The organism is Macrococcus hajekii, from assembly GCF_004359505.1.
In the GTDB taxonomy this organism is placed as follows: domain Bacteria; phylum Bacillota; class Bacilli; order Staphylococcales; family Staphylococcaceae; genus Macrococcus; species Macrococcus hajekii.
In genome coordinates, this window is record NZ_SCWE01000001.1 from 1039089 (window position 1) to 1051403 (window position 12315).

Annotated in this window: 15 protein-coding genes; all 15 read right to left on the minus strand. The window is 38.3% G+C overall.

The features are described from left to right. Positions 1–3: 3 nt before the first annotated feature. A complete protein-coding gene (locus tag ERX37_RS05460; protein ID WP_133429627.1) occupies positions 4–3948 on the minus strand; it encodes a peptidoglycan DD-metalloendopeptidase family protein in 3945 nt (1314 codons plus the stop codon). A 37-nt stretch (positions 3949–3985) separates the two neighbouring features. Continuing rightward, on the minus strand, positions 3986–4135 hold the full coding sequence (gene gpGT / locus ERX37_RS11400; protein WP_165981917.1) for a phage tail assembly chaperone GT: 150 nt from the start codon (positions 4133–4135) through the stop codon (positions 3986–3988). A gap of 41 nt (positions 4136–4176) precedes the next feature. Further along, complete coding sequence (gene gpG / locus ERX37_RS05465) at positions 4177–4512, minus strand: phage tail assembly chaperone G (protein WP_133429628.1); 336 nt, start codon at positions 4510–4512, stop codon at positions 4177–4179. 24 nt (positions 4513–4536) lie between these two features. Next, the gene (locus ERX37_RS05470; protein ID WP_133429629.1) at positions 4537–4731 is read right to left on the minus strand and encodes a hypothetical protein; all 195 of its coding nucleotides are present in this window, start codon (positions 4729–4731) and stop codon (positions 4537–4539) included. A 75-nt stretch (positions 4732–4806) separates the two neighbouring features. Then, positions 4807–5415: a major tail protein gene (locus ERX37_RS05475; RefSeq protein WP_133429630.1), complete on the minus strand. Its 609-nt coding sequence runs from the start codon at positions 5413–5415 to the stop codon at positions 4807–4809. A 13-nt stretch (positions 5416–5428) separates the two neighbouring features. Next, complete coding sequence (locus ERX37_RS05480) at positions 5429–5842, minus strand: hypothetical protein (RefSeq protein ID WP_133429631.1); 414 nt, start codon at positions 5840–5842, stop codon at positions 5429–5431. After that, positions 5839–6234, minus strand: coding sequence for a hypothetical protein (locus ERX37_RS05485; protein ID WP_133429632.1), 396 nt, complete (start codon positions 6232–6234; stop codon positions 5839–5841). Before ERX37_RS05485 ends, ERX37_RS05480 begins: the two co-directional genes overlap by 4 nt. Then, entirely contained in the window at positions 6224–6592 is a 369-nt protein-coding gene (locus ERX37_RS05490) for a hypothetical protein (protein WP_133429633.1), read from the minus strand. The genes ERX37_RS05485 and ERX37_RS05490 overlap by 11 nt, the downstream gene beginning before the upstream one ends. Next, positions 6558–6863: a phage gp6-like head-tail connector protein gene (locus ERX37_RS05495; RefSeq protein WP_133429634.1), complete on the minus strand. Its 306-nt coding sequence runs from the start codon at positions 6861–6863 to the stop codon at positions 6558–6560. Before ERX37_RS05495 ends, ERX37_RS05490 begins: the two co-directional genes overlap by 35 nt. Before the next feature lie 8 nt (positions 6864–6871). Further along, the gene (locus ERX37_RS11405; RefSeq protein WP_165981972.1) at positions 6872–7030 is read right to left on the minus strand and encodes a hypothetical protein; all 159 of its coding nucleotides are present in this window, start codon (positions 7028–7030) and stop codon (positions 6872–6874) included. Between the two features lie 60 nt (positions 7031–7090). Beyond that, positions 7091–8293 (minus strand): phage major capsid protein, encoded by a 1203-nt coding sequence (locus ERX37_RS05500; RefSeq protein ID WP_133429635.1) that lies wholly within the window; start codon positions 8291–8293, stop codon positions 7091–7093. 11 nt (positions 8294–8304) lie between these two features. After that, a complete protein-coding gene (locus ERX37_RS05505) occupies positions 8305–9108 on the minus strand; it encodes a head maturation protease, ClpP-related (RefSeq protein WP_133429636.1) in 804 nt (267 codons plus the stop codon). Then, positions 9105–10256, minus strand: coding sequence for a phage portal protein (locus ERX37_RS05510; protein ID WP_133429637.1), 1152 nt, complete (start codon positions 10254–10256; stop codon positions 9105–9107). Before ERX37_RS05510 ends, ERX37_RS05505 begins: the two co-directional genes overlap by 4 nt. A gap of 13 nt (positions 10257–10269) precedes the next feature. Beyond that, a complete protein-coding gene (locus ERX37_RS05515; RefSeq protein WP_133429638.1) occupies positions 10270–11931 on the minus strand; it encodes a terminase TerL endonuclease subunit in 1662 nt (553 codons plus the stop codon). Next, positions 11928–12257, minus strand: a complete 330-nt coding sequence (locus ERX37_RS05520) for a P27 family phage terminase small subunit (protein ID WP_133429639.1) — start codon at positions 12255–12257, stop codon at positions 11928–11930. Before ERX37_RS05520 ends, ERX37_RS05515 begins: the two co-directional genes overlap by 4 nt. Positions 12258–12315: the final 58 nt, after the last annotated feature.

Genomic DNA, 12315 nt, shown 5'->3' on the forward strand with positions numbered 1-12315 from the left:
CCTTTATTCGTATCTTTCTCTCAGACGGTTCATTGATTTTATTTCTCTGTCTAAACCCTTAGCTAGACCACGACCATCGATAGGTGGTTTAGCTTCGATGCCTGTTACTAGCCGCACTATTTCTCGCAGATAATCGTTCTGTTCAAGTACTGCGTTAAGCAGTGTATCATCTGACGCATTAGATATATTCATCTGAGCTGGTCGCTTATTCCCGACTGTCGCATTACCTTGAATCTGATTAGCAGCCATTGCTATCATGGCCATCGCTTCACTTCGTCTCGATGGATCAGTAGGAATAACCCATTCTGGATAACCTCCCTCTGCGATGTTGTACCAGCCAGGATTTTTAATAAAACCTCCCGTTGCAAAGCGATTTTTATCAGCTGACTTCGTAAATCCACCTTTTGATTTAAGGCTCTTTAACCACGGCTCTGGGTCAACGTCAACACCATTAACTCTACGACCAAAGTGTAAGTGAGGCCCTGTACTAAAACCAGTATTACCAGTTAAACCGATTGTCTCACCAGCTTTAATTTTAGTGCCGTCAGCTGGAGTTGCGCTAAAGTTTTTCAAGTGAGCGAAAATTAACTCTACTGCACCCGCAACAACTTTAACCCAGTTACCATATCCACCATTCATGAACGATTGTCGTTTAACCGTACCACTCATAGGCGTTCCTATCTTCTTATAGACAAAAGGAAAGTCGACACCTTCATGGTATGGTCTACCTGTAGCTGCTGTATAAGCTGCTGTACGACCGAAGTGATAGTTAATAAGTGACGGGTCTAATACTCCGCCCTTACCTACACCACCAGAGGTATCTAACCCGCCTTTTAACATCTTAACAACTGCTGATTTCATCTTACTGAACAGCCCTCTAGCAAAGTCCCCGATGAAGCTGCCTTTCATATTCTTAAAACCATCAAAACCTAATGCACCGATAATCTTCTCGAACAATTTACCAGGATCAGTTGCATATTCCATTACATCGCCTATTTTTTTTGTAATTGAACCTGCAATATCTTTAACTGAGTTATAGCCATTCGCAAGTTTATCTTTAAATCCACCCCACATAGTACCAGAATCAAAATGTGGAAGGATTTGTTGTGTCTGAGCACCATTAAAGACTCTCGACCCTTTAGGCAGATAAGTCATCGTATCTCTATCAGGAGTCAGTACGCGTTTACCGTTTGGATATTCGATAATCTCGTTTCTGAATCCACCTTTACCATTGCCACGACCTTTATCGCCTACGATAGCCATAGTTCCCTGTGCGATTTTTCCATTCTTCACAATGTTTTCATGAGTATGTGTCGTGCCTGTGTGAAATGTCGGTATACCTGGCAATCCAATTACGCTACCAACCTTATTAATACCTTTGATTAAACCGTTCACACCGTTCTTAACAGCGTTTGTCATACCCGTAACATGGTCCTTGATTTTATCAACAATACCTTTAAGTCCGTTTTTCATGTTATTAAAAGTATTTCTGACTCCTGACCAGAGACCACTAGCCATATTGATCGCTTTATTTTTGATGCTACCCCATATATTTCCGATGAAATCCCTGAGCTGAGTCATAATGCTTCTAGTTGTATTCCACAAACGATTAAATATGTTTTTAGCACCGTTAAACAAGGCGGTGATACTATTGACCGTCGTATTTTTTATAAACGACCAACCACTTGAAAATAGATTTTTCAATCCGTTAATAGAACCAGATAAAAATCTGCCTATACCACCAAAAATATTTTTGATGAGGTTAAAAATAAATGACAAAACATTTTTAAAAATACTGCTGACTACATTAAGTCCGCCTTTAAACAAACCTCTAAACAAGCCCATGAAAACTTTGGCAACTCCCATGATTTTGCCTAAAAGTGTTAGTTGGATGAAATTCCACACAAACGTCAATGCGCCTTTTAAAACTTGCTTAATGCCTTCCCACATCTTCTTCCAGTTACCTGTGAATAAGCCACCAAAAATCTTCATTACACCAAAAATAATATCTAGTGCAGCTTTAATGGTATTTTTTATATTATCCCAAGTTGAAACAATCAACATTTTTACTGCCGGCCAGACAAACTTCATGATTGCCCATATTTTATCAAGCACAAATTTGATAACGGTCCATATTGCATTAAAAGCTATTTTAATTGCATTTCCGATGTTTTGAACAGCCTGCATTATCATCGTGCCATTCTGCGCCCAGAATGTTTTGATTTGCGAGATAATACTCATGGCAAATGTTTTGATTGCGTTGAAGATAATCATTAACGATTCTTTTAGTAAATGGAATTTATACATGATACTGATGACAAAGTTCTCAACGCCAATGATTTGTTCAGGTGTAAAACCAAGTTTTTGTAATATGGTAGCTCCGCCCAACCAGTCGCCTTTAAACATCGCCAGAACACCAGTAAATACACCTTTTATCCTATTAAATGCTCCGATTACACCATTAATAGCACCATTCACAATGTTTCTGAATGTCTCAGACTTTTTATAGGCCGTTACAAATGCAGCGCCTAACAATGTGATAACACCAATAGTTAAGCCGACAGGACCAGTGAAAGCCATAAAGATGGATCTAATAAGTCCAAACTTACTCGCGAAAAACCCAGCCATCCCCCCGGCTTCTGCGATTGCTGGTCCTAGTGGTGACAGCAGACTGAGAATACTGCCTAGAGAACCAGCTAGTACGCCCGCTACTGTAATAACTGGACCTAAAGCTGCTAGAAAGCCGCCAAATGCCAGAATAGCAACTTGTGCGCCATCGCCTAATCCTTTAAACCAAGTCGCCGCACTTTTTACGACAGATGTCATAGATTTCAAAGCTTCGACTGCTAAAGGGAGGACGGGTTTGCCGATTTCTGCTAAAAAGTCCTTTGCACTTGTTTTTACGTTGGATAATTGCGTGTTCAGCGTGTCCGATTCTCTCGATGCCTGACCTAACGCACCAGATAGCTTGTTTCCGTCCTCAACCATGGCAAGTAAGGTTAATTGTTTCTGTGATTCTGATAAATCATTAAACGACTTACTATACAACTCGTTAGCTTTCGCGTTACGTGTTGTCTCAGTAGAACTGATACCTAATGCTGAGTCGTTTTCATAGTTACCTTTTAAGTATGATTGCAGCGATTCTGTCACTTCGCTGATATTCTTGTCATAAAAGGCCGCACTATCAGCTGCCGCTAATGTGGCACGGCTAGATATATCCAATGCTTGTTCTGTGTCGGACCCTGTCGTCTTTGCGAACGCTGCAATTTGTGTAAACGTCCCGCGTAGTGAATTGGGTAGTAATCCGGTTTCTTTGGATATTTTATCAAGTGATGCACTTGCATCTTTCTCCATATCCCCAAATACTTGAGTAAACTGACTGGCAGCCGCCTCATAATCTGCTGTCGCTTGCAGTGCGCCAACGCCTAATGCCCCAATCGACGTGGTAAGGCCCATCGTCAGCTGTCCACCGACCTGCTTAAACTTATCGCCGACACTTGTTAATTTACCACCTATTTTATCAAGCGATCCGCCGAGGATGGTCCACTTGCTTGATGCTAATTCTTGTTCACGCTGAAATGCTTTCATCTCATTTTTAGTATTTGATAACTGTCGTTCCAACAAATTAAGATTGTCAGCTTGTTTATTGTATTCCTGTCTAATTTTAGATGCTTCTGCCGTATGTGATTTACCTGCAGCAGTTAACTCATCCATCTTTGCTTTCAGACCAGATACATTTTTCTGTTGATTCTTAATAGTGCCACTCAAATCTTCAATTGCTTGACCGTATGAATCAACACTTTTTTCTGTGTACTTAAAGTTGTTGAGGTTTGTCTTGAGTGACCCATTTAAATCTTTGAATGACCGCTTGATAGCTCCTAATGACCTATCGATGCCTGTTGAATCTAGGTCAAGTCCAATACTTAAACCTCTTATTCGTTCCGTCATTTATCCACCACCTTCATATTGACAAATAAAAAAGTCATCAACCTCCAAATGCGGAGATCAATGACTTCGTTTTTTTAGGCTTGTTCTTTTCTTCGACAACTTCCATGAAGAAGTTAAATGGCATATCCAATATTTCGTTGATATCTTTGCCTGAATCACTCATCATATCGTACACAAGCTTTTTCATGTTAGATTTATGTTCTTTCAGAGTGACACTCTCTACACCATTTAAATCATCTTCGCCAGTTCCTTTTTTCTTTCTTCGCTCATCCGTCCTTCTGCTACAAAGGCCACCTGTTCCTGCAGCTCTGTTAAGGCGTCCGGTGCATGCAGACCATCCATTAATTGCTCTTTCGAGAATTGTTTATTGTAGATGTCCACCACCATATCAAGCATCATATCAAACGCTTGTTTTTCAGTGACTTTATCGCCTTGCATTTCATCCATTAAATCAACTGCCTGGTACATCATCTTGAACGGAATAAATGCGGGTGTTACGAATGTGTCGAATACCGGCTCATTATTTTTCATTTCTTTAACTAAACGGATATAGTTTCTTTTCATATTTATATACCTACCTTTTTATTTTTATAAGTTAAACGTTTCTTTTAAAGTCTTTCTGAAGTCTTGTGTTGTAGTATCTGCGTTATTCAATACTGCATAGGCGTTTACTAAGCTATCCAAGTTTTCACGCTCTAGTACTGCACCCTTATGCTGTACAAGCGTTGTAGCATTATTGTGAATACCTTCAAGCAGTACTTTATTCACTTTTTCTATATTCATGTTTGTATGTCTCCTTAATTTTGCAAAATTATCTAATAAGAATTAGAAAGAGCGCTTATATGAGCGCTCTTAGTTTTAAGCTGTTGGTAGTGCTTCACTAGTTGGATAAGCCACACCAAAGACTGCCGTAAAAATTGCATCTCGTGCAGCCGTTGAACCTTTTTCGTCACGTCCAAAGATAACTGATTTTTCTTCAGAGAATCCTGTTACTTTACGATCCATGAACTCAGCAGACATTGAGTCGCTAGAGAATTCAACACCGTCTTCTTTTGTTTTATTAGATTGTTCTGGTTTAGTGAACTTGCCTTTAGGAAGTCCGACCCATTCCTTAGAACCATCTTCGTGTGTCTTAGCAAAAACTGCTGCAACGTATGGAGGATTGTCATTAGCCCCATATGCATAGAGACCACTTTCCGTTTTTTCTAATCCAAATAACACAATGCGGTCCTCAATCGGCAATTTGTGGAACTGTGACTCAACTTCAACTGTCCCGTTAGAAGTTGCCATTTCAGCGACCTTGTTATCTCCGTATGCTTTTTCAATTGATTGTTCCTGTGATACTGAGATTTCCTGCAGGAACTTGATGCGCTCAGGTACAGTGCCTGTAACGCCTGTTTCTTCGGCATTTAATACGCCGTAGTAAAACTCATCTACACCAGTTGTTGCATGATAGTTTTTAACCATTAATTATTGCCTCCTAATTATTCATAATTTCATTTCTATAAAATATGCCTTCGTAACGCTTCGCTCGACGATAGACCTGGAATTCATCACTGTATTCAGGCTGTGAGTTGGATGTATTGGCCATCCCCAAATTGTCTTTCAGTAACCTTGAAATATGATAGCTGAGATCAGCACATAACTCTCTTGGCTGTGTACTACTTTTTAAGGGTACATACACATCAATCTGGACTAAATAGCTGAGTGCAAGGTTATCATTGTCTGCATACTCCGTCGGAAGAGTATCATCAATTTCAGACATCACAATATAAGGCAGCGCTATGTTACCAGGCTCCGGATAGACATCAAACTTAATCCGGTTGGCAACATGCTCCGTGATAAAGGGGTCATGTATCAATAATTCGTAAATATCTATGAGAATATTCTTCATCTTAAATACTTGGCCACCTCACTTTTAACCACCTTAAAGTACGTCTCTCTTGCTTCTCTCAATGCTCTCTCAACAGCACCTTTACCGTCAGGATTAGGATTTTTGATTGTTCCAAATTCATTAAGGTGTATAATCTTAAATCGGTCGTTCGGTCCTTTCCAATAAATCTTCACAGTCCGCACACCATTTAAAGTTACTGGATCTGAAATTGTTATCTCACGTTGAGATGCACCTGTATCTTTGAACTCATTGAAATGCTCGAATACAGCTTTTTTGACGATCTTGGCACCTGCAATCAGTCCCTTATCAATCCACCGCTGTGAATGAGCTTTTCCAAATCTTTTTTCCAGCTGTGCTTCAAGTTCTTTTATCCCTTCTACCTTAACTGCCATACGCAACACCTACCACTTTGATGATTTCTTTATTGTCTTTGGAAGGTGCGAAATGCTGCACTTCAAATTCAACATCCATGTACATACCGTCAAGTACCCTAAACATATCTGAGTGCTTGATTTGGTAATCAACATGTGGATTCCTAAAGAGTATCGTTACGATGTGCTTTGCGTTCGTCGTGTTTACATGTTCTAAATCCTTAGTGGACGATTCGTATATTTCAGAAAGCGTGAAGAAAGCTTTCTCCTGTTTGACACCAGGATAAGGACCTTCATCGGCAGATGTAGTAAAAAACTGAATAGGCGTTCTGAATTCACCGCTGTTAAATTGTTGTTGAGGTCGTTGACGTATCGTCATAATCCACCTCTTTCATGTTCTGTAATGCAAAACTTGTAATGTTCGATAGAAAACTGTCATTAAAGTATTCAAGTGCGTCATTATATGCGTAACGTGTACGCTCATAGACAAGCTCTGCGCCCCGTTTATCTTCATCCATTGAGAACTCCTGACATCTCTGTTTTATGTCCTCGTATGACATCTCTAGTAAGTTTTTGATGTGTTCATCCTCAAAGGTGTGAAATATTTTAAGTCGCTGCTTCATGGTCATTAAATGATTATCAGTGATCATCTAATCACCTACTTGTCAATACGAGTCAGTGCTTCTCCATATTTTTCTCTTAATGTGTCATTTACTTCATCAGCACGTTTAACTGTCATTTCAAGTTCTTCACCCTTAGTTAATTCACGTTTTAATTCTTTGTCTTTGTAATTGTAATTTGCTTTGAATTGAGCCATTATAATCATCCTTTCATATTTAATAAGCACCACCTATAAAGATGATGCTTTAATATTCAATTATGCAGTAGGAACTACTTCAGAAGGCGCTGGTGGCATGCCTTCAATTGCTAATGTGTAAACATTTGCAACATTGTTATCTTCAGGAACACCATGTGCAAATTGCTTAGCAATGAACACATCGCAGTCTTCAAGAGCGAGTGTCTGATCATAAGATTTAATTTTCACTTCACCTGTTTGCACTGCATAATACCGTTTACCAACAAATGAAATCGCCTGATCATATTTAACAAATTCAGAAGGTACTACTTCGATTTGATATGGTAAAGATGTTACCCACTGTCCATTAGGTGTCAATACAGTATATTGCGACTGAACATAGAAAATCGCTGCTGGATTGACAGCTACAGTAATGGAACCAAGAACATTGATCGGCTTACCATTTTCATCAAATGACAGCTTAGTAGCTAAACCTGCTAATTCACGTACAGTTGTTGCATTATCAGCGAATGTTAGTGTACCTGCAGGTGCTTTATCAGCAGTTCCTGTAATTAATCCATCTTCATTACGTGTAACCTGTTGGTTTAAGCCATATGGTTGATTAGCTGCAGAACCTTTACCAAGCACTACACCTTCTTCAATCTTCATAGCCATTGCTTCAGCTAACTGTTCACGTACAAAACGTTCGACCCACTCAGGACCAAATTCAAGTAAATCCTTTGGTACTACAGCGAATGCAGTCAATTTATTTTGAGAGAATGCATATTCAGTGAAGTTAGCGCTAATTTGTCCTTGAATCTTACCAAAGATTTCTCCCCAGACAGCTGCACCTTCAGGTTTTCCGACAATAATACGTGTGCGTAATCCGCCAACTTGAAAATTAATTTTAGCAAGTAAAGGACGTACACGTTTAATATCTTCAAAGATGCGAAGTACAGTTGTTTCTGGCAATAATTTCTCTTCTTTAAATGTATCGAGGTTTGCTTCATCTTCAACTAAATTCGAGAAGAACACGCGTTCTTTTGCTGTTAATACGTTTTGTCCACGCTTTAAAGCAATTTCTCCATCCAATGATGCATTCATAGCTTCTGTACGCGCTTTAGCTGTAATTGTCTCAGCAAGTTCGTTTGTATATGCTTCCATATAAGTATTGTACTTCGCTTCAACCACTTCTGGTTCTTCACCATTTCGAGCTGCTTCAAAATATTCTTGCTTTAAGTTTTGTAAATTTGTCTTTTGATCATCTTTAAATTTAATTGACATTAATTTTCCTCCTATAGATACAAACGATTTTTAATCTTGTTTGTAACTTCTTCTTTTTTAGTTAGATCGTATTTATCTAGTTCTTCGTTAACTACTTCAATGATTAAATCTTTAATCTCTTCAGTTGTCAGCGTTTCATCTTCAGTTACATTATCTTTTCCCTCTGTCACTGTTTCTTCAGGTGTTTCAACCATTTTTAAGACTTTATTAGGTGTCTTGTTATACATTGCTAATCTCTCCTTAGATGCACATGCGACTAATTTCTTCGAGGTGATAACTTCATCAATTAATCCATAAGAAAAAGCCTCTTCAGCAGTCATCCATGTCTCTGCATCAAGTAAGGCTTTAAGTGAGTCTGTTTTCAATTTATCTGATTTATTTAAGTAGGTTTCAATCAAAGTTCCAGTTACTTTTTCAAGTAAATCAGCAACTTCTCTTAAATCATTTGCATTACCGAAAGTCCCACTCATCGCGTTATGAATCATCAGCATACTATTAGATGGCATTCTGACTACATCACCAGCCATAGCGATTACAGATGCAATACTTGCTGCAAGACCATCAATGTTAACAGTCACCTTTGCTTTGTGTCTTTTTAACATGTTGTGAATCGCAATACCTTCAAATACATCACCGCCAGGGGAATTAATATTAACAACAATTTCATCAACACCTTTTAATTTCTCAAGAGTGTTTTTGAAACTTGTTGCACTCTCCTCACCTTCCCAACGCCATGCTTCAGGAACGATTTCGCCATAAATATCAACTTGTCCGACGTTATCAGTTTTAGACATGTTTAAGATTCTTCCTGTCATTTGTTATCACCACCCTTCAATGCTTCAGTTTCATTTGATTCCTGATAATTCTTAGTACGTAAGAAAATATCAAGACCATCTCTTCTTTCGAGACCAAACATTTCTCTAACTTCGTTGACTTCAGCAAAGTTAGAAGAAATCAATTTATCTATTGCAGCAGAATTTTTGATTGGATCTTGTTTATTGATCCCAATCACTTTAATTTTTTTGCCTTTCAGATATTCGTCCGGACTATAAAATTTACTGTTCAATTCATTTTCAATCATCTTGATAAGTGGATTGATACAGAAATCAAGATATGCATCCATCAGTTTCTCCAGATCTGCCATGTCACCATGAATCAAAGCAGGTGGTATACCAATTATTTTAGCTACATCATCAATAAATAATCGCTTCACTTTAGTTAAATTATCTGCACCATTATCTGTTCCAACATTATTATTATTTGATAACTCTTCGTAATCAAAACCATCTACTTTGGGGACAATCGCAACACCATTATCTTTAAACTGCGTATAGATTCTATTAATGTATTTCTGTAAGCGTGTCATACTCTTATCGTCAAGTTGACCACCACCAGTTTTAATACCGACCATACCGCGTATCTGATTTTTTCTGAGTTGCGTATCCATCATACGCCCGAATAACTCGCCGTAATCACCAAATAAATCATTTACATATCTTTGCAACTTCTCATTGTTATATTCCAGATAAAGTACTTCACTCATTTTGAATTGTCGTTCAAACTTATAGTCTTTGACAATAACATCTTCAAATATATCGTCATATACCGCATATTCTTTACGGCTGAAGTCATCTGCAATCATTAAATCGTCTGAATCAGTTTTAATAATCAGTACTTCATTGTCGTATATTAATTTATAGATGACTTTATTCCAGAAGTTCGTTGCGTTCGAATCTGTGTTTGGTCTAACGTTTAGCTTGTAATAGAGCGTGTTCTTCAAGCTCTTCTTATTGTCTTGAACCCAGAACTCCGATTGGCTAAAAGTCCTCGCTATAAAGTTGATACACGTATCTAATGCGATTCTTTTTAAATATGCTCTTTGAGATGGGTCTCCGATAATATCCAGGTCAAGTGCATCTCTTATTTCTAAGTTTCGCTTAAAGGCATCTGCGAAAATTCCCAATTAACCACCTCCTTTAAAAATCCAATCTTTCTAGTAGATCGAATGCTGCATCAAGATTAACTTCTTCAATTTCATCAAGACGATACAATGCATGTAAAAAAGCGTGGAATCCATCTGTTTTACGTCTATGTTCGTCCTTCTTAATAAACTCTTTATTGCCATCCGGCTTCACTTTTACAGCAACGTTATTCGTAAACCATCGCATTAAAGGATTGTCACCAAATATAACTCGTCTATTTGCGAACAACGTTTCAATACGCGGAGCTAACAAACTATGAATCGCTCTAGGGTTACGCAAAGACTCAATATCAAATCCCGCATTCTCAAATAATGGTCTGAGTAAATCCATTCTGAAATTATCAGCTACTATCATCTGAATCGCATATTTTTTACGCATCTCAACAAACCAGTTGATAATATGTACTGGATCAATGGACGGTTCATCAACAATTGTCAATAAACCTCGTTTCTCCCATTCTTTGATTGGAGGTTTGAGATTAGCGTGATCTAAGTATTGTTTACGAGCAAATGAATGTGATATCCAGATAACTTCATCGCCCTGTTTGAATAACAATCCAACTGCCGCGAAGTCTTTGATACTCGCAAAATCGACGCCGCCGATTGCTGTCTTATTCTTAAGTAATGGTACCTCTCGATTAGTCGCATAGACATCTTCATAAGATGCCACAACTTTAGACAGGTCCACTTCTGGGAAGTTCATTCGCTTCGTCATGAAATTTTCGCGCCCTGATGGTTCTGACTGCAGATCATTATATTGATTCAAAACTTTTCTATACAGACGTTGACCGTAATCACTCATAGGCTCTTCAAACATAGGATTAGCCTTAGACCACATCTCTGGTTTACCTATTTCATCTTCTTCATCAATCTTGCAGATAAAGGGGAATATGCGGTCATCAGGATTTTCACCTTTCAGAATCGCCATACAGCGTTCTTTGAGTCTGTCCAGGAATCCTTCACGCACAAAACCATCTGTTCCAATATAAAACTCACGCGGGTGTTTAACCTTACCAAGACCAGATGAAAAAACATCGACTATTTCACGGTCCTCGTATCTGTGGATTTCGTCATAAATGACGAACCCTTCGCGGCCGCCATCTTTACTACCAGCGTTACTAGTTGCAAATTCGAACTTACTATTAGTAATATTCGAGGTAATCCTCAACTTAGTTAAGTTAAAGAAACCACTTCCGCCTTCAGTATCGTTATCGTGTAGTTTGTGTTGCCGGATTTGACTGTACATTTCTTCAAATGATGTTTTGGCTTGTTTCTCAGTGTTTGCCACCACTGTACCATGATAATTCTTAATACCATGCAACTCACTCAAAAAGTAATTTGATAAAGCACTGATCAGACCATTCTTACCTGCACCACGAGCAACCAACCAGAAGAATTGTTCATAAAATAATTCATCGTCATTATCAAACAAGAATACGAAACTAATCAAAAATTTCTGGAACGGTTGCAACTTGAAATAGAACTTTTCAATAAATTTTATACAGCGTTCAATCTGTTCTTCATCAAAATGTAAGTCATCACGATAGAGGACATGCATTTCTAAGTACTCAATAAGCAGTTGACGTTCTTTATTAAAAATGATTTCACCTGATTTATACTTGTTAATGTAAGCATCAATGTATTTTGTACTCATCAGTCAAGCAGTCCTCCCTTCGGCCTATTCTTATTCATTCTTTCTTGTTGCGTAGCGTATTCTTCAATATGTTTATCAATGTCTCTTTTTAGGCTAACCATTTGAGCATTGATATTTTTCACATCTGCAATATGTGGGTGTGATTTAACATATTTCTGTTCACCATTTTCAACTTTTGTACTAATACCTTCTTGATCTATCTTCCTTCTCATTCGTCTGTACAACGTGAGCAAATCCAAATATCTATCAACCATTTCAACTGCTAATAAATCATCATTATTTATACACCCCATAATGTGTTTCCTTAGCGTCGTTACTGGGATTGTCAAGCGTACCCCCCCTCCCCTTTTTGCACCCCCCTCACGTGAAGAAAAAGTGCTTTAAATG